Annotated in this window: 16 protein-coding genes and 1 tRNA gene; 5 read left to right on the top strand and 12 right to left on the bottom strand. The window is 39.5% G+C overall.

From position 1 onward, the window contains the following. The first annotated feature begins 170 nt into the window (after positions 1–170). Positions 171–866, top strand: coding sequence for a VIT1/CCC1 transporter family protein (locus RN80_RS05900; protein ID WP_060628185.1), 696 nt, complete (start codon positions 171–173; stop codon positions 864–866). 41 nt (positions 867–907) lie between these two features. On the opposite strand, the gene RN80_RS05895 is transcribed toward RN80_RS05900, so the two are convergent. The 5 genes from RN80_RS05895 to RN80_RS05875 all read right to left on the bottom strand — a co-directional run bounded on the left by RN80_RS05895 (position 908) and on the right by RN80_RS05875 (position 6,926). After that, a complete protein-coding gene (locus RN80_RS05895; protein ID WP_060628183.1) occupies positions 908–2,896 on the bottom strand; it encodes an ABC transporter permease in 1,989 nt (662 codons plus the stop codon). Between the two features lies 1 nt (position 2,897). Then, positions 2,898–3,656 (bottom strand): ABC transporter ATP-binding protein, encoded by a 759-nt coding sequence (locus RN80_RS05890; RefSeq protein ID WP_000173372.1) that lies wholly within the window; start codon positions 3,654–3,656, stop codon positions 2,898–2,900. Positions 3,657–4,029: 373 nt separating this feature from the next. Further along, positions 4,030–4,302, bottom strand: a complete 273-nt coding sequence (locus RN80_RS05885) for a PspC domain-containing protein (protein WP_060628181.1) — start codon at positions 4,300–4,302, stop codon at positions 4,030–4,032. 58 nt (positions 4,303–4,360) lie between these two features. Further along, a complete protein-coding gene (locus RN80_RS05880; protein WP_060628178.1) occupies positions 4,361–4,810 on the bottom strand; it encodes a SprT family protein in 450 nt (149 codons plus the stop codon). Continuing rightward, the gene (locus tag RN80_RS05875) at positions 4,797–6,926 is read right to left on the bottom strand and encodes a Tex family protein (protein ID WP_060628176.1); all 2,130 of its coding nucleotides are present in this window, start codon (positions 6,924–6,926) and stop codon (positions 4,797–4,799) included. The genes RN80_RS05880 and RN80_RS05875 overlap by 14 nt, the downstream gene beginning before the upstream one ends. A gap of 631 nt (positions 6,927–7,557) precedes the next feature. Between RN80_RS05875 and RN80_RS10115 the strand changes: the two genes are divergently transcribed. Genes RN80_RS10115 through RN80_RS05860 form a run of 3 tightly spaced genes read left to right on the top strand, consistent with a single transcriptional unit; the run spans position 7,558 to position 9,407 of the window. Further along, positions 7,558–7,689, top strand: a complete 132-nt coding sequence (locus RN80_RS10115) for an SPJ_0845 family protein (protein ID WP_060628174.1) — start codon at positions 7,558–7,560, stop codon at positions 7,687–7,689. Further along, complete coding sequence (locus RN80_RS05865; RefSeq protein ID WP_060628173.1) at positions 7,690–8,595, top strand: permease; 906 nt, start codon at positions 7,690–7,692, stop codon at positions 8,593–8,595. Beyond that, positions 8,592–9,407, top strand: coding sequence for a TIGR03943 family putative permease subunit (locus RN80_RS05860; RefSeq protein WP_060628171.1), 816 nt, complete (start codon positions 8,592–8,594; stop codon positions 9,405–9,407). The genes RN80_RS05865 and RN80_RS05860 overlap by 4 nt, the downstream gene beginning before the upstream one ends. Before the next feature lie 83 nt (positions 9,408–9,490). Here RN80_RS05860 and RN80_RS05855 read toward each other — a convergent pair whose 3' ends face one another. Continuing rightward, positions 9,491–10,417, bottom strand: a complete 927-nt coding sequence (locus RN80_RS05855) for a bifunctional riboflavin kinase/FAD synthetase (protein ID WP_060628170.1) — start codon at positions 10,415–10,417, stop codon at positions 9,491–9,493. Between the two features lie 264 nt (positions 10,418–10,681). On the opposite strand from RN80_RS05855, the gene RN80_RS05850 reads away from it, so the two are divergent. Beyond that, a complete protein-coding gene (locus tag RN80_RS05850) occupies positions 10,682–11,938 on the top strand; it encodes an ISL3 family transposase (protein ID WP_060627934.1) in 1,257 nt (418 codons plus the stop codon). 45 nt (positions 11,939–11,983) lie between these two features. Here the strand turns inward: RN80_RS05850 and smc are convergent, their stop codons facing one another. The 6 genes from smc to RN80_RS05820 form a co-directional block, all read right to left on the bottom strand. Beyond that, positions 11,984–15,523: a chromosome segregation protein SMC gene (gene smc / locus RN80_RS05845; protein WP_060628169.1), complete on the bottom strand. Its 3,540-nt coding sequence runs from the start codon at positions 15,521–15,523 to the stop codon at positions 11,984–11,986. Continuing rightward, the gene (rnc, locus tag RN80_RS05840) at positions 15,514–16,212 is read right to left on the bottom strand and encodes a ribonuclease III (RefSeq protein WP_000661487.1); all 699 of its coding nucleotides are present in this window, start codon (positions 16,210–16,212) and stop codon (positions 15,514–15,516) included. Before rnc ends, smc begins: the two co-directional genes overlap by 10 nt. A gap of 183 nt (positions 16,213–16,395) precedes the next feature. Beyond that, positions 16,396–16,467 (bottom strand) — tRNA-Arg (locus RN80_RS05835). 66 nt (positions 16,468–16,533) lie between these two features. Further along, positions 16,534–17,520: a GMP reductase gene (locus RN80_RS05830; protein WP_060628168.1), complete on the bottom strand. Its 987-nt coding sequence runs from the start codon at positions 17,518–17,520 to the stop codon at positions 16,534–16,536. A 171-nt stretch (positions 17,521–17,691) separates the two neighbouring features. After that, positions 17,692–19,011: an McrC family protein gene (locus RN80_RS05825; protein WP_172672640.1), complete on the bottom strand. Its 1,320-nt coding sequence runs from the start codon at positions 19,009–19,011 to the stop codon at positions 17,692–17,694. Continuing rightward, entirely contained in the window at positions 18,995–20,665 is a 1,671-nt protein-coding gene (locus tag RN80_RS05820) for an AAA family ATPase (RefSeq protein ID WP_000391559.1), read from the bottom strand. Before RN80_RS05820 ends, RN80_RS05825 begins: the two co-directional genes overlap by 17 nt. Positions 20,666–20,746 lie beyond the last annotated feature (81 nt).

The raw sequence follows: 20,746 nt of genomic DNA, 5'->3' as shown, positions 1-20,746 counted from the left end.
AAAGGACTAGTCTATCAGCTTTGCTTCTCTTTTATCCTTCTCTACTAGTTAGTGCTGTTTCTAACTTTTAAAAAGCTCGTAAAATTAAAATCGTGCAACTTTTTTCAGATACTTTTAAAAGATTGATTTCATTACCTGTTTCCTTTATACTGGATAAAAAGGAGATTAGTATGTCAGAAACAAATCACGAAATCGATTCAAATTTTGCAGGTCGTTTAAATATCCTACGAGCAGGTGTTCTTGGTGCCAATGATGGAATTATTTCCATTGCTGGTGTAGTTATTGGGGTTGCTAGTGCTACGAGCAATATCTGGATTATCTTTTTATCAGGATTTGCGGCGATTTTAGCAGGTGCCTTTTCAATGGCTGGTGGAGAATATGTGTCCGTTTCAACTCAAAAAGATACTGAGGAAGCAGCCGTTGCGCGTGAGAAACTCTTGCTAGACCAAGATATAGAGTTAGCTAAAAAATCTCTCTATGCGGCCTATATTCAAAATGGTGAGTGTGAAACATCAGCCCAACTTCTCACCAACAAGGCCTTTATTAAAAATCCACTCAAGACTTTGGTAGAGGAAAAATATGGGATTGAGTATGAAGAGTTTACCAATCCTTGGCATGCTGCTATCTCTAGCTTTATTTCTTTTTTCCTTGGTAGCTTACCACCCATGCTTTCAATTACCATTTTCCCAAGTGAATACCGCATCCCTGCTACCGTCCTTATCGTCGGTGTGGCCCTTCTTCTCACTGGTTACACTAGTGCCAAACTTGGAAAGGCTCCGACTAGAACAGCGATGATTCGGAACCTTGCTATTGGTCTTTTAACCATGGGAGTTACCTTCCTGCTCGGACAACTTTTCAGCATTTAGAAGACAAGAAATACCTCGATTTTGAAGTCGAGGTATCTTTTTTACATTTGTACAATCTTGCGATAGCTTCTTGAAGTAATCATGAAAATCAGCACATAGGCGATGAGGAAGATAGCGCAGATAGACAAGGTCACAATCAACATCATAGTCGTATCTATTACACCAATTACTTTTAAAATCAGACTAAGCATATGGTAGGCAAATGCTAGATGTATGAAGGCAAAAAGCAAAGGAAGGAAGAAAACAGTTAAAACCTGTTTGTTGATGGTTTGCTTGATTTGCTTTTGATCCAAACCGACTTTCTGCAAGATAATAAAGCGTTCACGGTCTTCATAGCCTTCAGAAATTTGTTTGTAGTAGATGACCAGAACGGTTCCGATCATAAAGATAATGGATAGGAAAATACCGATAAAGAAGACACCACCAAAGAGGGCACTCATCTGAGAACGAGCATCTGCTAGATTGCTACCATAAACATAGCTATCTTCTGTGTTTAATTGAGCATTAAACTGATTGAGGTATTTTTCATACTCTTCAGCGACCTTGAGTTGTTCTTCTTCACTGATATTTACATTCATGCCACCGTAAAACTGATTATAGATAGCCGAATCTGGGAATTGATCCAAAAATGCTTGCAAATTAGGAACAACAAGGTAATTGTAATCAGCAGTCAAAATATTAAACTGATTTGGGACATGGTTGACAATGAAATCTTTAGTAAATTCTTCTTTGACAGAAAATTGATGATCATTTAGAGTTAGTACTTTCTGTCCTTTCAGTCCGTCATTTTTGGCAAAGAGACCGACCTCATTTCCTGATAGAGACAGTTTTTGACCAGTCATATTTTCATAATCTTTTTGGTCAAATACCATGAAAACTGTTTTTGGTTGGACACGGTTTTGTCCTTTTTCAAAAATAGTTAACTTGGTTCCTTCTTGATTTGCAATACCAAAGTTACTGTAACGAAGAACTTCTTTCTCTTTGACACTATAACCTTTGTCACTTGCAAACTGGCTCAAGAGTTTGTCCAAATCTTCTTTTTCAACATTTTTTCCAGTAATTCCAAAGTCATGCGGATTTAGAACTTTTTTTAAGCTTTCTGCGGAATTGAAAATGCTTGTCGCTGCTGACATGGTTACCAAAACCATTGTTGACAAGATAGCGATAGTTGCTAGTCCAACCGCATTTTTCTTCATACGGAAAATCAAGTTAGACACTGAGATCAGGTTATTAGGTTGGTAATAGTATTTCTTGTTTTTCTTTAAGATTTGGAGGAAGACTGTAATTCCTGCATTGAACAAGAGATAGGTCCCAAAGATAACCAGTAAAACAGCTAGGAAGAAAGTTGTTAGGGCTGTAAGAGGATCGGTTACCGTAAGGGCAAGATAATAGCCAATCCCTAAACTTATGGAACCAAGAATAGTTTGGAGAGGTAGGAAACGACCTCTTTTCTCTCCGCTTGCTTTCTCACGCGAGAGCTGGAGGGCATTCATACGGGCGATTCGAAGGGCATTCAGGAACATGAGGCCTAGGAAAATCAATCCAAAGACAACAAGTACTGTAATGACAACTTTCATCTGGAAGGTGGCGACCAGTTCAACCTTCAATTTCATCAGTTTGAGCAAGAATGCAAAAATCAACTTGTCAAATAAGGCTCCAATACCGATACCTGCTCCAACAGTTAGAATTCCAAATAGCACTAACTCTTTAAAGGTCATACTGATTAGATGGCGCTTCTCCAAGCCCAACATGCCATAAATCCCTAGTTCCTTGGAACGGTTTTTCATAACAAAACTATTTGCATAAAGGACGATAATAGCTGACGCAAGGGTGACGACAAACATACCAAATCCAAGAGTAGCTTGAATGGTTGTCCCTCCACGGATTTCCGAAATCTTGGGATTGAAGGTTAGAGAGTAAAAGAGATAGGTGACGGTGACTGCCAAGAGAACAGCCAGCGCAAAAGGATAGTAGAGTTTGCGGTTTTTAATCAAGTTCGATACCGCTAACTTATTGGTTAATCGAAACATACTAATTCACCTCGCTTGCCATGACAGTCAAGGTATCAGAAATTTCTTGGAACATCTGACGTTCTGTCTTCTCTCCACGGTAGATTTGGTTGTAAAGAATGCCGTCTTTGATAAAGAGTACACGTTTAGCTCTGCTAGCTGCTGCTGTTGAGTGGGTTACCATGAGAATAGTTTGGCCACGCTCATTGATTTCATCAAAGACATCAAGTAAGGCTGCAGATGACTTGGAATCAAGGGCTCCTGTTGGCTCATCCGCAAGGAGAATTTCAGGTTCTGTGATGATGGCGCGGGCTACTGCTACACGCTGTTTCTGCCCACCTGAAATCTCGTAAGGATACTTCTCTTGCAATTGGTTGATACCAAGATTCTCAGCTGTCACCACCAATTTCTTCATCATCTCCGTAATGGGTCTTCTTGACAAGACAAGCGGAAGCAAGATATTATCCTTTACAGAGAGAGTATCTAGCAAGTTAAAGTCTTGGAAGACAAAGCCCAGCTTTTCACGACGGAAGCTAGAAGCCTGTGAATTTTTAATGGTTGCTGTATCAGTTCCATTCAGATAAACCTGACCACGAGTTGGTTTATCCAGCATAGCTAGGATATTGAGAAGAGTTGATTTACCAGAACCAGACTCACCCATGATGGCAACGTAGTCACCCTTTTCTACGGTAAAGTGAATATCCTTAAGGGCCTCTACTTGGTTGCCCTGAAAACGAGTTTTATAAATTTTTTGAACGTGTTTTACATCTAAAAGTGTCATGAGAATCTCCTTTCTTAATATCCCATCAAATGAAATGTCTCTTGCATCATAGCGCATCCCAGCTGAACGCGCTCGATATCTTTGTGACTTGGTTTTCTAGTTTTCTTATGTAAGATTTGTTTCATGATGTTACTCCTTTGTTCTTTATGAGTCTAGTTTACATCAAAAAAAGACTGCTTGCCATAACCTAACCTTACAAAAGAGACTTTAATCTTACATTTTTGTAAGATTGGGGGAAATGTAGGCATTTCATTAAAAATATTTTACCATAAAAAGAAAGTAAGAAGAAAACCCTTGCGGATACAAGGGTTCAAGAAATGTTAAAATAGATTAGTCGAATTCATAGACTAACAGTAAAATAACTGTTTCTACCTCACCAAAACCATCCATCATTTTCTTCAATGGCTTGGGCTTCCTTGCGTTTGCGTGGTCCTGTTCCGTACATTTCGGCTTCTATGTCTTCCTTGGTTGGTAAGATAGAGGCTAGGATGATATAGATAATCACGCCAAGTCCAAAGTTTGCAACTGTAAAAATGGCAAACAGAAAACGTACAAGGGTAACATCAAAGTTCCACTTGTCTGACAGACCTGCCAAAACTCCTGAAATCATGCGATTTCGTCTCATTTTATAAAATTTACTATTCATGATATTTCCTCTTTCTGCTAGGTTAGATATAGTATATCACGGGTAGGCTCGGCTTTCATCAGTCCTCAGGCTGATTTATTAGTAGCAATTTACCTCTACAAACTCCACAGAGATAGCGTTTGGTATCAATCCTTCGCTTGCGCTGATACCTTTGCTGGCAGGATTGACAACGATAGACCTTGAGTGGTTTGGAGTTGCTATTTGGCAAGGTTGGTACAAAGCGTAATCCATCCACTGCTTTCAACAGTTCCTTAAAATCCCGATCCTTGTGTTGATAGCCCTTCCCTTGAAAATAGAGGTGATAATGACAGAGTTCATGTCGGACAATTTTCCTAAAAACATCCAGACCCAGTTCCTGATAAACCTTGGGATTAAAATCCAAATGCCCATCTTTTGGGAAAAATCGCCCACCTGTCGAACGTAGACGCCTATTCCACTGGGCATGATGGATAAAAGGTCTGCCGAAGTCTTCTATTGAAACCTGCTTGACGTAATCAGTCAGTCTCATTTGGAGCTAGAAGCGACAGATTGACTTTTTCACGTTCAGTATCGATTTTCTTAACCCAAACCGTTACCAAATCTCCAACTGACACCACTTGACTAGGGTGTTTGATAAACTTGCGACTCATGTGGGAAATATGAATCAAGCCGTCCTCGTGAATTCCGATATCAACGAAGGCACCGAAGTCAACGACATTACGCACCACACCTTCCAGCTTCTGACCAACCACTAAGTCTTTGATATCTAGGACATCTTGCCGAAGTACAGGTGCGTCAAAGGAATCACGGAAATCTCGACCTGGTTTGAGAAGATCGGCAATGATATCTTTAAGAGTTTCTGGACCAAGGTCTAGTTCTTGCGCCATTTCCTTGATTGATAGCGACTTGAGTTTGCCTTGGGCTTCTTCGTTTAGGTCTTTAATATCTAAACGTTTGAAGAGGTCCTTAACCGCAGCATAGTTTTCTGGGTGAACTCCTGTATTATCAAGGATATTGCTACTTTCAGGGATACGAAGGAAACCAGCTGCCTGTTCAAAAGCCTTGGCACCCAGACGCGGAACCTTCTTAATTTGAGCTCGTGAAGTGATTTTTCCTTCTTCTTCACGATACTTGACGATATTTTCAGAAATGGTTTTATTGAGTCCAGCGACATGGGAAAGAAGAGCTGGGCTGGCTGTATTGACATTGACACCGACTTGGTTTACCACTGTATCGACAACAAAGTCCAGACTCTCAGATAATTTCTTCTGACTGACATCATGTTGGTATTGACCGACACCAATTGACTTAGGATCGATTTTGACCAATTCCGCAAGAGGATCTTGCAAACGACGGGCGATAGAAATGGCAGAGCGTTTTTCAACGGTCAAGTCTGGGAACTCCTGACGAGCAAGTTCACTGGCAGAATAGACCGAAGCACCACTTTCATTGACGATGACATAACTAACCTCAGGAAAATTTTTAAGAACTTCCGCCACAAAAGCTTCACTTTCACGACTGGCCGTTCCATTACCGATGGCAATAATCTCTACACCGTATTGACCAATCAAATCTGCCAAATCTTTCTTTGCTTCTTCGATTTGACGAGCTGATGCTGGTTTGACAGGATAAATGACCTGAGTTGTCAGCATTTTTCCTGTTGCATCCACGACAGCTAGCTTGGCACCTGTACGAAAGGCAGGGTCAAATCCAAGAACCACGCGCCCTTTCAGCGGAGCAACCAAGAGCAGATTGCGCAGATTGTCCGAAAAGAGTTGGATAGCCCCTTCTTCTGCTTTCTCAGTTAATTCCGTCCGAATGCGTCGCTCGATAGCAGGCAAAACTTTTTTCTTAACTGACTGTTGGACAACTTCATCTATATAGGCGTTTTTCACCTTGAAACGAGAAGCAAAGAAAGTTAGAATACGGTCCGTCGTATGTTCAAAACCGACCTTCAAGACACCTAGCTTCTCCCCACGATTGAGGGCTAAGGTACGATAACCCTGCATATTTCCAACTGTCTCTGAAAAGTCATAATAAATCTGAAAGACCTGCTTTTCATCAAGACTCTCATCTTTGACCTGCGAGGTGATTTTAGAGTGTCTCAGCACTTCCTGATAAGTTAGAGCGCGTAAATTGACATCTTCAGATAAGGCTTCGACCAAGATATCAACTGCACCAGCCAAGGCTTCCTTCCCAGTCGCAAATCCTTCACAGACGAATTTTTCAGCTTCCTTCTCTAAGTCAGTTACATTCTGCAAAATCAAGCGAGCAAGCGGAAAGAGTCCGGCTTCACGGGCAATGGTTGCCTTAGTCCGACGTTTTTCTTTAAAAGGTAGATAGAGTTCTTCTACGTCTGCTAATTTTTCGGCAGCTAAGATTGCCTCTTCCAACTCCTTGGTCAACTTGCCTTGTTCTTGAATCTTAGCTAAAACAGCTTCCTTACGGTCGTTGAGATTTGTCAGACTTTTATCCAAGTCGATAATAGCCTTAATCGCCACCTCATCCAGACTACCAGTCATGTCCTTGCGATAACGCGCGATAAAGGGAATAGTTGCCCCTTCAGCTGTTAAAGACAAGACAGTATCAATTTGTTTTAAGGTCACACCCAAATCTTGGGAAATTTTTAAATATTTTTTATCCATAAACCTATTATACCATAAGCTAAACGTTTCAAATTACCTCTTACAATTTTAAAACATAAGTTGGGAAATAAATTTACTTCATTTCAATATTCTATTCATTGAGAAGGTTTCAATTTAGAATTCTACTAGATTACAAAAGGATTAGTGATTAAATTTTCACTGTTTTTATTTTTGACAATAATGCGCCACTATTCTCCCTCTCTATTCTTCAAGAAAACCCTTTTTTGAACAATAGGATTGTAATTTCTGTTTCTAATCGTCCAAAATGCGTGTTTTTGAGAAATAAAAAAATCGCAAGCCTGAGCCTGCGGAGGGGATAATCTTTTTTGAAATTTTTAAACAAAAAGGAGCATTTAAGCTCCCTCCTTTGAAATAACGGACACTTGGCTGGTCGGTGTACCCAGCATCTCAGATACCTTTTTCAAGGTGCGGCAGGAACCTTTCTGCCCTCAAATGTCTTTCGTTAATGTTATTCTAGCACTATCTACTTTTTTTGTCAAGTTTTCTCAATCTACCAGACTTAATCAGGATTTATAAAGCTCTATTATTCGTTAGATACTCAATTTTAACTTTTCCCTTTTCCTCAAAATAATAGTATAATAGAGGTAGAATTTAGAATCGAGGTACACCTATGGCTGTAAAATTTACAAAACGAGACGACTTGGACAAAATGTTTGAAGAGTTTGCTAAACTCCCAGATTTGAAGCAGGTCACTTTCACTGATGACAAAGAGAAAAAGGCCAAAGCAGAAAAGAAAAACTAGATGACTGCTTTCCAACAACTCCCATCTAGTGTGCTTCAGACTGGAGCCATTTTTCTCTCCATTATCATTGAAGCCCTCCCTTTCGTGCTGATAGGAAGTATTGTCTCAGGGCTGATTGAAGTCTATATCACACCTGACAAGGTTTATCATCTTCTCCCTCGAAATCGTTGGGGGAGAATCTTTTTTGGGACCTTCGTTGGGATGCTTTTTCCTTCTTGTGAATGTGGAATCGTCCCCATTATCAATCGTTTTCTGGAAAAGAAAGTTCCCAGTTACACGGCTGTTCCCTTTCTTGTGACTGCACCAGTTATCAATCCCATTGTTCTATTTGCGACCTATTCTGCCTTTGGCAACTCCTTTCACGTTGCCTTGTTACGAGCTCTGGGGTCCATTCTTGTAGCTGTGATACTAGGAATTTTTCTGGGATTTTTCTGGCAAGAACCCATTCAAAAAGAAAATCGTTTTGCCTGTCATGAGCATGATTTTTCTCACTTGAGCCCTGCAAAGAAAGTTTTTCAAGTCTTTGTGCAGGCCATTGATGAATTTTTTGATACGGGGCGTTATTTGGTATTTGGCTGTCTCTTTGCCTCTATAATACAGGTCTACGTTCCGACACGCATTTTGACTTCTATCAGTGCGACCCCTCTTTTTGCCATCTTGCTGTTGATGCTTTTGGCCTTTCTTCTTTCACTTTGTAGTGAGGCAGATGCCTTTATCGGTGCTTCTCTTCTCTCGAGTTTCGGTTTGGCACCAGTTCTGGCCTTTCTCGTTATTGGCCCAATGCTAGATATCAAAAATATTCTCATGATGAAAAATTACTTGAAAGCACGATTTATCAGTCACTTCATAACGATTGTAACTCTGGTCGTTTTAGTCTATTCTCTCTTGATTGGAGTCATCCTATGATTCGATTTTTAGTTTTAGCTGGCTATTTTGAACTGACCATTTATCTCCATCTGTCGGGCAAATTAAACCAGTACATCAACATGCACTATTCCTATCTGGCCTATATTTCCATGGTGCTTTCTTTTATATTGGCTATTGTTCAATTGTATATCTGGATGAAGCAAGTCAAAACCCACAGTCATCTGAATAGCCGATTAGCGAAGGTAATAAGTATTGCTCTTCTGGCAATTCCAATTGTTGTTGGTTTAACTTTCCCAACTGTTAGCTTGGATTCTCAGACCGTATCTGCCAAAGGCTATCATTTCCCCTTATCAGAAGGAACGGATCAAGCCATTCAGACCAGCGAAGGGACGACAAGCCAATATTTGAAACCAGATACCAGTTCTTATTTCTCAAAAACAGCCTATGAAAAGGAAATGAGAATGGCGGCGGATAAATACTTGTCCAAAGATAGCATTCAGGTCACCAACGAAAACTATATGGAAGTCATGGAAGCTATCTACGACTATCCAGATGAGTTTGAGGGTAAGACAGTCCAGTTCACAGGCTTTGTCTATAACGACCCCAGTCATGCCAATAGCCAATTTTTGTTCCGCTTCGGCATTATTCACTGTATCGCAGATTCGGGTGTGTATGGATTGCTGACCAAGGGAAATACCCGTCAGTATGAAAATAATACCTGGATTACAGCCAAAGGAAAACTAGTCAATCACTATCATAAAGAACTCAAACAAAACCTCCCAACCTTGGAAATCGATAGCTTTACCAAAGTCGATAAACCAGAAAATCCCTACGTGTATCGCGTGTTTTAAAAAAGTAGCCTGGAAAGGGCTACTTTTTCTATTTAGAAATAAGAATCTAAAGTATGGATAATTTTATATAAAACTCCGATTTCCTACTCAGCATCCTTCCAATTCCGAGCAATTCCTTCATCTTTCTGGAGTTGATCTACCAGTTCTTCAACAGAGTCAAATTTGACCATTTCACGGACACGGTCTAGCCAGTAGACAATGACTGTCTCACCGTAAATGTCATCTGAAAAATCAAAAATATTGACTTCAAAACGTGGTTCTTCTCCATCGAAAGTAACATTTTTCCCGACACTCGCCATTCCACGATATCTTTTACGCTGCACTTCGACATCGACTACGTAAACACCATCAGCTGGCATATAGGTTCGATCTCTTAAAACTAAGTTTGCTGTTGGGTAACCGATAGTCCGTCCACGAGCATTGCCATGAACAACCATTCCACGTGACGGTAGAGGAGTGCCAAGTAAATGACCAGCTTCTCTGACATCTCCATCAAGAATAGCTTGACGAATACGAGTAGAACTAATTTTCCCCTTTTCATCTTCAACAGGAGGAACAATGATGATTTCTCCATCAAAATAATCCTTCAAATCATCCGCAGTTTTCTTATCAGAACCAAAGGTGTAATCAAATCCTGCTACGATAATCGCTGGTTTTAATGCTCTAACATAGGTATCAAAGAACTCTTGACCCGTTAAACTAGCAAATTTACTACTAAAGTCAAGTAAGAAAAGAGCCTCTACTCCATGCCATTTCATCTTATGTTCTCGTTCTTCATGGCTGACAATATGAAGCATTAATTCTGGGTTGTAAGGTTGCAAAGCAAGCTTAGGGGACTCTGTAAAGGTCATCACGACAACTGGTATATAATCTTTCATAGAAGCCTTACTAGCTACTTCAAAAAGCTTCTGATGTCCCTTATGAATACCGTCAAAATAGCCTAATACAAGAACTGTCTTATCAGGTACTGCGATGTCTTTTGCGTTTTTTATAGGTACTGTTGTAATCATGAAACTATTATATCATAGAGAAAGCCTTTTCGCTAAAAGGAAAGCCCAAATGTCGTTTTTTGCCCCTGAACTGACCTTAAAAAATTATTCAAGATGTTAGTTTTAAAAAATAGCATCCCCTAAGAGATGCTATCGTTTGGGGCTCTATAATATTTGTAGTGGGTAAATCCCCTATAGATCTTATGGAGCCTATTTTGTTGTAGAAAAAAAGTCCCATAAGATCTATAATGAAAAGTGACCAAACAACTCATTAGAAAGATTCATATGGAACAATTACATTTTATCACAAAACTACTCGATATCAAAGACCCTAATGTCCAAATTATGGATGTTGTTAATAGAGATACCCACAAGGAAATCATCGCCAAACTGGATTATGAGGCCCCATCTTGTCCTGAATGTGGAAGTCAAATGAAGAAATATGATTTTCAAAAACCATCTAAGATTCCTTACCTTGAAACAACTGGTATGGCTACTAGAATTCTCCTTAGAAAGCGTCGTTTTAAGTGCTATCAGTGTTCAAAAATGATAGTCGCTGAGACTTCTCTCGTCAAGAAAAATCACCAAATTCCTCGTATCATCAACCAAAAAATTGCGCAAAAGTTGATTGAGAAGATTTCTATGACCGATATTGCTCATCAGCTGGCCATTTCAACTTCAACTGTCATTCGCAAGCTCAATGACTTCCGTTTTAAGCATGATTTTTCTAGCCTTCCTGAGATTATGTCTTGGGACGAGTATGCCTTCACTAAGGGAAAAATGAGTTTCATTGCTCAGGACTTTGAAAAACTCAATATCATAACTGTTCTTGAGGGTAGAACACAGGCTGTCATCCGAAATCACTTTCTTAAATATGATAGAGTCGTTCGTTGTCAGGTGAAAATCATTACTATGGATATGTTTAGCCCTTACTATGACTTGGCTAAACAGCTTTTTCCGTGTGCTAAAATCGTTCTAGATCGTTTCCATATTGTACAACATTTAAGCCGTGCTATGAGTCGTGTGCGTGTCCAAATCATGAATCAGTTTGAACGAAAATCTCATGAATACAAGGCTATCAAGCGATACTGGAAACTCATCCAACAAGATAGTCGGAAACTCAGCGATAAACGTTTTTATCGCCCTACTTTCCGTATGCACTTGACGAATAAAGAGATTCTAGACAAGCTTTTGAGCTATTCAGAAGACTTGAAACACCACTATAATCTCTATCAGCTCTTACTCTTTCACTTTCAGAACAAGGAGCCAGACAAATTTTTCGGACTCATTGAGGACAATCTAAAGCAGGTTCATCCTCTTTTTCAGACTGTCTTTAAAACCTTCCTCAAGTATAAAGAAAAGATTGTCAATGCTCTTCAACTACCCTACTCCAACGCCAAATTGGAGGCCACCAATAATCTCATTAAACTCATCAAACGCAATGCCTTTGGTTTTCGGAACTTTGAAAACTTCAAAAAACGAATTTTCATCGCTCTCAATATCAAAAAAGAAAGGACGAATTTCGTCCTTTCTCGATCTTAGCTTTTCTTCAACCCACTACAGTTGACAAAGAGCCTCGTTTGGTAACTAGTCTACTGTTTCTTCCAAATCTTTTAACTTCACCGAAACAATTTTTGAGACACCTGATTCTTGCATAGTCACTCCATAGATAGAATCAGCCGCTGCCATGGTTCCCTTACGGTGTGTCACAACGATAAACTGGCTGTCCTTGTCAAATCGATTGAGGTAATCCCCAAAACGCTTAACATTAGCTTCATCCAGCGCAGCCTCTACCTCATCCAAGATAACAAATGGAATAGTCTTGACACGGATAATGGAGAAGAGCAAAGCAAGAGCCGACAGGGCTTTTTCACCACCACTCATAAGGTTGAGAGACTGGATTTTCTTGCCTGGTGGTTGAACAGAAATCTCAACCCCAGCTGTCAGTAGGTCTCCCTCAGTTAAAATGAGATCCGCCTGACCTCCACCAAACATCTGCTTGAATGTCACTTTAAAGGACTCACGAATGGCTTCAAAGGTTGATTTAAATCGTTCCTTGACCTCATCATTCATCTCTGTGATAGTCTCAAGGAGCAGATTTTTCGCTGACAAAATATCATCTCGCTGACTATTTAGAAAGTCCAGACGGTTGTGAACTTCTTCATACTGGTCAATAGCTTCCAAGTTGACAGGACCCAGTGTGCGAATAGCCTTCTCTAAATCCTTAACTTCTTGCTCTGCCAGATTGAGATTTTCCAACTCATGAGACTTTTCTAAAGCTTCAGTATAGCTAATCTGGTACTGGTCTGTTAATTGACTTTGTAAATGGCGTAAGCGCTCGCTAACCTTTTCTTTCTTAGCTTCAGCACGTGTTTGCTTGCGAATCCACTCTTCATTCTGCTGGCGGGCCTGGTCCAAATGACTGGAAATGTCATCCAGCTGACCCTCAATATCATCCAACTCAAACTGCTTGCGAATCAAACCTTGTTGGAGGTTCATTTTCTGAGTTTTGGCCTCTTCCGCCTGTTGACTGAGCAATTCTGTATCAACCTTCTCCAGATTATCAACCTTTTCTTGAAGAAGGCGCTGGATTTCCTCTTGCTCGATATTCAGATTATCCAATTCCTTGCCTAAACGTTCAATATCCGCAACTTCATAACGTTTTTGTCCTTGCAGTTCTGTCTTAAGCAGGCGAGCTTGCGCTACCTCTTCCTGCAAGTTTTGATAGCGTTCTTGGATGGCATTTTTATTAGACTTAATCTCTTCAATCTCAGCTTCCAGATTTTGCTTTTCACTGGCAATGGTAGCAAGGCGCTCTTGGCATTTTTCCTTATCTGCTTGCCAATCTCCCTCAGTAAGACGATTTAATTCCTCTTCTTGGAGTTTCCAAAGAGTTTCTAACTCTTCAACTTGCTGACTGGTTTGCTGATAAGCGAGGGATAAGCCCTGCTCCTGAATACGAGCCTGCTCACCTTGAGATTTGATGGCTTCTAATCTTTCTGTCAGTCTAGCCACCTCCTCTTGCAAGGTCTTCAAACTCTCTTCATCTTTACGCAAGCTCGCTTCTTCTTCAGCAATTTCTTTTTGTAATTGCTCCAGTTCTGGCTTGATGAAAATACTGTTATTCTGGCGATTGGCTCCACCTGCATAGGAACCACCTGTACGCAACTCTGTTCCATCAAGGGTTACCATACGAACTTGATAACGAACCTGGCGCGCTGCTGCACGCGCATGTTCTACGGTATCAAAAATAGCTGTTGTAGCTAGCAAGTTCTTGAAAATAGCTTCCAGTCTAGTATCGAATGTCACCAACTCATCTGCCATCCCAAGGAAGCCTGGACTTGCTGCGATAGCATCTTGATTCTGGCTAGAAATCGTACGAGTATTGATTGTTGTCAAAGGAAGGAAGGTTGCACGACCGGCTCTGTTTCGTTTGAGGAAATCAATGGCCTTAGTCGCCGCGTTCTCATCTTCTACAATGATGTGCTGACTGCTTGCTCCAAGCGCAATCTCTAGAGCAGTTTGATAATGCACATCAAAGGTCAGGTGCTCACTAACAGCCCCAATTATTCCACCAAGACGGGCCTTTTCTTGGAGAACACTCTTAACACCTGCATAAAAGTTACTATGATTCCTCAGGATATTTTCCAAACTTTTAGCTCTGGCCTGCTTGTTTTTAAGACTGTCCAGACGGTCAAATAGTTGACTTTGTTGAGTTTGATAGGAAGCTTTCTGCTCCTCTTGCTCCTTGTCAATAGCTTGATAGTCGGCCAATAATTTCTGAACCTGCTCCTTAGCAGTTTCAAGCTCGTCTTTTTGCTGACTAGCCTTCTCTTTAGCTGTAGCCAGTTGTTCTTTGAGTTTTTGTAGTTGATCTGCTTGTTTTTGAGAAAGCTGACGACTATTTTCCAACTCGTTTTCGATACGGGTCAGCTGGTTTGAGACATCTGCTTCTTCTTGTAAAAGAGCTACAAAGCGTTCGCGTAAGAGCTCAATCATTTGATCAGGATCATCTGAAAAAGCCAGCAATTCAGCCTCTAAACGATTGAGTTTTTGATTATTTTGGACTAGATTTTCTTCTAAGAGAGCTAAAGAGCTTTCTTTTTCAGCCTTTTCCTGACTTAGAGTCTTTCTCTTATCCTCCAAAGTAGCCAAACGGACTTGTGCTTCCTGTTGATTCAGGGCTACTTGCTCAGATTCTAATTTCGATAAGGCTAATTTTCTCTCTAAATCACTAATCAGACTGGTCAAATCCATCAAACTGCCTTGGTCTTTGGCCATTTCAGCCTGTAAATCTTGGCGTTGCTTTTTAAGAGTATGATTTTCTTCCTCTAATTTTTCACGCTTTTGGTAATAACTAGTCAATAGTTCCTGAACCTGTGCCAACTCTTCTTCTGTCAAATCTAGTTCAGCCTTATTTTCCTTGATTTGAGCAGCTAAAACATCCAAGTAAATAGCTTTACGTTGGCCTTCCAAATCTAGAAACTTACGAGCATTTTCAGCTTGCTTCTCAAGAGGCTTGATTTGATTGTCCAACTCATAGATAATGTCTTCTAGACGATCCAGATTATCCTGGGTTTGCTGCAGTTTACTCTCAGTTTCTTTTCTGCGAGTCTTGTATTTTAAAACTCCAGCAGCTTCTTCAAAAATAGCTCGGCGTTCCTCAGGCTTAGAGTTGAAAATCTCCTCAACCTTCCCTTGGGAAATGATAGAGAAGGAATCTCGTCCCAATCCAGTATCCAAGAAAAGGTCATGAATATCACGCAGACGGACTTTCTTGCCGTCAATCTTGTATTCGCTATCTCCACTGCGATAGATATGACGTTCTACCCTGATTTCTTGACCTGCATCCTTGATAAATCCGTCATTATTATCCAAAGTCACAACTACAGAAGCATAATTGAGCGGTTTGCGACTTTCTGTTCCAGCAAAGATAACATCTGGCATCTTGCCACCACGGAGACTCTTGACACTAGACTCCCCCAAAGCCCAACGCAGACTTTCTGTAATATTCGACTTTCCAGATCCATTGGGCCCAACAACTGCCGTCACACCTTGGTCAAAGACTACCTTAGTCTTATCAGCAAAAGACTTGAATCCCTGAATTTCGATTTCCTTTAAATACATGAATCCAGCCCTTTCTCAACGGCATTTTTGGCAGCTTCCTGCTCTGCTAGTTTCTTAGAACGACCTTGACCTTGACCAATGCTCTTACCTTCAACAAGAACTTCTACATCAAAAACCTTATCATGGGCAGGACCCGTTTCAGAAATTACCTGATAACGGATAGCCACATCCCCATTGACCTGAAGCAACTCTTGGAGATGGGTTTTGTAGTCTGTAATCATCTCAAATTCGCCTGCTTCAACCTTAGGAATCATGACTTGATAGATAAATTCCTTGACTTTGGCCACATCCTTGTCCAAAAGGAGGGCACCAAGAAAGGCCTCAAAGGCATCACCAAGAATGGTATCACGATTGCGACCACCAGATTTTTCTTCCCCCTTACCCAGCTTGATAAACTGATCAAACTGGCAATCACGCGCAAAACCAGCCAAACTTTCCTCGCGGACAATCATGGCACGGAGTTTAGACAAGTCACCCTCAGGCTTTTTAGGATATTTTTTATACAGATATTCTGAAATCAATAACTGTAGAACAGCGTCTCCTAAAAATTCCAAGCGTTCATTGTGTGAAATTTTTAAGAGGCGGTGCTCATTGGCATAACTCGTATGAGTAAAGGCAGTCTCCAGTAAATTTTTGTCTGCAAATTCGATTGCAAAATGGTTCTTTAGTACAGTTTGTAATTCTTTCATACCAACCTCTTTCTAACTGATAACAGTCCTTTTTATTATATCAAAAAAAGCCCCCTGAGTCACTCTAAAACGGGACTGGAAGAGATTTGGGTATTCTTTAGAATAATGTTTTCAGTTTTAGAGGCAAATTTGGGGAAAGATAAAGAAAAAAGCCCTATTAAAGGCTTTTTTAGGATGTTTACATCCACCCTGAGGGAATCGAACCCCCATCTCAAGAACCGGAATCTTACGTGATATCCATTACACTAAGGGTGGAAACTTGTTTTATTATAACAAAAATTTGCTCTAATAACAAGTTTTTTTCTAGACGGATAGCCCGTCTTAGCGGGAAGCATCCCCATTCCAAATAGAGTTTTTCACGATAACATAATCAACGTGTTTAAGGTCAGCAACTTGACGTCCACCTGCGTATGAAATAGCACTTTGAAGGTCTTGTTCCATCTCAGTTAAAGTGTCTTGTAGATGGCCTTTTGCAGGAAGCAAGATACGTTTGCCTTCCACATTTTTGTAAGCACCTTTTTGATATTGTGAGGCTGAACCGTAATATTCTTTGAACTGTTCACCATCGACTTCAATCGTTTTCCCTGGACTTTCGATATGTCCTGCAAAGAGGGAACCAATCATGACCATGCTAGCACCGAAACGGATAGACTTGGCAATATCACCGTGAGTACGAATTCCTCCATCAGCGATAATCGGTTTACGCGCAGCCTTAGCACACCAGCGTAGAGCAGCCAACTGCCAACCACCTGTACCAAAACCAGTCTTGACCTTGGTGATACAAACCTTACCAGGACCGATACCAACCTTAGTAGCATCCGCACCAGCATTTTCCAATTCACGCACAGCTTCTGGTGTTCCCACATTTCCAGCAATAACAAAAGTATCTGGCAATACTTTCTTGATGTGTTTTATCATAGAAATCACGCTATCCGCATGACCATGGGCAATATCAATAGTGATGTACTCAGGAGCATCAGCCTTGAGCTGGCTAACGAAATCATACTCGTAGTCCTTAACACCAACAGATATAGAAGCAATGAGCCCTTGCTCGTGCATGCGTTTAATAAAAGGAATGCGTCCTGCCTCATCAAAACGATGCATAATGTAGAAGTAACCACCTTTAGCCAGTTGCTCTGCTACATTTTCATCCAAAATCGTCTGCATATTAGCTGGCACAACAGGTAGTTTAAAGGTGTGATTTCCTAGAGTGACACTTGTATCTGCTTCTGCACGGCTTTTAATCACACATTTATTTGGAATCAATTGAATATCTTCGTAATCAAAAATTGGAAATTCATTTAACATATCGATGTCTCGTTTCTTTTGTAATGACCTACCTATGCTCTCGCATCACTACGCCTTTTCCGACGTTTCCTTAATCAATTATAAAACAAAGTAAGGTTTTTGTCAAATTATTTTATGAATTAAAATATATCGTTCGGCTTTTATTGTGTAAATAACAAAAGAAAGGAGAGATTATTTTCTCCCCACTTCTTTAGTAATATTACTTTTAAATATTTCTTCGGAGTTTTCCATCATTTCACAAAATTCACTATAGGATGAAGACTCCTGAGGAATTTGGATAGACCATTTCTTCAACAAAGCTCCATAACCTGCTAGCTTTCCTATCTCATTATCAACAACCTTGTCCCTACTCGGAAAAACAAGACCAGCCTTCTCAGCTTTCAAAATATAAGAATAGGAAATCAGCTGGAATAAGTCCTCACGGTTGATTCCTTTTTCAGTCAATTCCAGTTTTTTATACTTAGCATCTAATACTATTTTAAGCTCTTCTTGATAAAAATCTGGATATACTTTTCTTTCACGATTAGAAAATACTGAAATACCGTCCGTCTTATCCTTATTTCTAGGATGTATGAAATCTTTTGGCAACAAGGTATGAACATATTCTTCCCAAAGCCAAGCAACATCAAAGAGAATGCCATGAATTTTTTGCTCTTGATATCCAAAACCGTGCTTTTCTCTGTTTAATATCATCAGACAAAGTTCTTGTAACTTTCTGTACTCGTGAAAGTATGCATGACGTATAGGTTTAGATTGATTTCCCCGAATAATCTTAACACGATCAGCTAGTTTATAAGAAGGAGTTACCCGCACGATTTCTGCTACATTTTCACGACTAGCCAAGAGATTATCAAGAACCCCTTGACCAATGCTTTTCTGGTTCTTAATGTATTCAATAGTGTGACGGACCAACTGCATGAGGGGATTATCATAGGTGAACTCTCTCGTTGTGTAGGCAATATTTCCCGTGAAAGGAAGGTTTTTCTTGAGATGGTTTCTTACATCAATCACTCCCTTAACATGAGTGTCATTATGAGAAAATCTCTGGTATTCCTTATAAAGACCTTTTCGAATTGCAGCTTGTAGATACTTAGGGAAGAGATACATCAAAAGTTGATAAAGCCTCTCTTCAAGAGACAAAGCAACATCTAAACTAGTGAGATTGATATGAAGAACCTTGTGTAAGAGATAATGCAAAAAATGGTCATTACTCTCATCAGAAAAGCGAGAGGCAATTGTTAATCTTTCCTGACCACACCCCAGAAAACCAACCACATTTCCAGTCTTGATTTTCTGATTAACTGTTTCAAAGATTTTTTGGTCCTTCTCTAAGTCAGGAGAATTTTTCAAATCATTTGGAAAAATAAAGATATTGTCCTCTTTAGAAAGGTTATCTAGTGTTCTATCAAGAAGTGCTTGACTTAGTTTGGGATATTCTGCGACAAAGCCTTCCTTAGCAATTCTATGCTGATTATCAGTTATCCGCATCATCGTCTTCATCGCCTTCATGGTCATCAGCTACTGCCTGATCTTTTTGCTCATTCTTTGTCAGATCAAATGCTTTTTTCAATGTACCCAGAGTTTCAGCCTCTTCATAAGAACCTCGTAAGTAATCTTCCAAAAGCGGTTTGAGGTAATCAGACCAAAGTAATTCATAATCATAATCCAACTCTTTTAAATTACGGAAATAACTTGGTCCGATATGATAATGACTGTTTAACTCCTGAACGTTTTCAATAGCAGCGTTCAAGTTTCTTAAACGTTTTTTCGCTTCTTCCTCATGTCCATCTAGTTCGTTATCTAGAATGTATAACTGGCTTTCAGCAGTAACTTCAACAAAACGGAAACGACGGCGCATAGCAAAATCAAAGGTGTCCACTGAACGGTCAATATCATTCATAGTTCCGATAATATAGACATTTTCAGGGATATAAAATTTCTCATTAGTCTCATGTAAATTAGCATACTGAGTAGAAACACATCCCTTTTCACCACGATAGCCAGGGTCAATAGAGAAAAAGAGTTCACCAAAAATCTTAGAAATCTCACCACGATTAATCTCATCGATAATGAAAACGAATTTCTTGTCTGTTTCAACCTCTTCTGGAGAAATATAGTCTTTCAAAGCAAATCTTTTCTTTAAAGTTTCAAGGACTTTTTTTCCTTGGTTATGATAATAGGGCTGTTTCAGATAGTTTTCATCTTTATATAGTTCATAAACATAAGATTTTGTTAAGACAGTTCCTTGGGATTTAGTTTCATAATTGATATTAAAATTATTTCGACTATTTACTGTTAGATAGGAAAATTCTGTCAAATATTCTTTTTCATCTCTGTTATTTACATACTCAAGATAAAGATCCCAAGCTTCATCAAAATTATCTTGACCTCCAATCTTCTTAGAATCTATAGCATTCTGACAAAACTTCTTAAAAATACCATCTTGTAATTTAAACTCGATAGCTCCATCCCCATTGGATACTGGGCGCAAACCCTCGACAAAATCCGTGTAGTCATACGAAGGATGAAACTGAACAAAGCCGATTTGATCTTCGTTGCCATCCGTTAATTCTTTAGCAATTTCTTTAGCAAGATAAGTTTTTCCCGTGCCAGGAGCACCGCGGAGGATGAGGTTTTTGGATTTTCTTAATTTATCTAAATAATCGTTAATATTTTTATTCATAACAACCTTCTCTATATTTTTTCTGTATGTACCATTTAGAATAGATTTATACAAATTGATACGTTCTGAATTTCTATCCCAGTTGATGGTTTGTCTTGCACCTTTTTTACCTTGGTATTCCCATCCACCATCTACTTTCAACCAATTAACACCAATACAATGTTTAAACTCTGTTTTTGTTTCATCAAAGTAATATGTTTTCACACATTGTCCAATACCCAAAATTTTGTTAAATCCTGAGGTAGCTATTATATAATCATTTATTTTTATGTCATGTGCAAACTTCCAAATAAATAAATTTCTCTGCTTTCCTTGCTTCAATTCTTCAGGATTATTGTAATCTAAAATATTAGATAAATTAGAATCAAAATCTATACAAGCTATATTTTCTTCTTTAAATAAAGACCAAACTTTTCCACCTCCTCCTGCAACTATCATCCAATAATTTAATTTTTCTTCCATTTTGTAGCTCCATTTTCATATTATAGGCTAGTTAGTATTTAATATTTCAAAGCTCTATTTCACATATAGAATATCACATCT

Source organism: Streptococcus mitis (assembly GCF_001281025.1).
Taxonomy (GTDB): Bacteria; Bacillota; Bacilli; order Lactobacillales; family Streptococcaceae; genus Streptococcus; species Streptococcus mitis_AK.
This window is presented reverse-complemented; position numbering and strand designations above follow the sequence as displayed.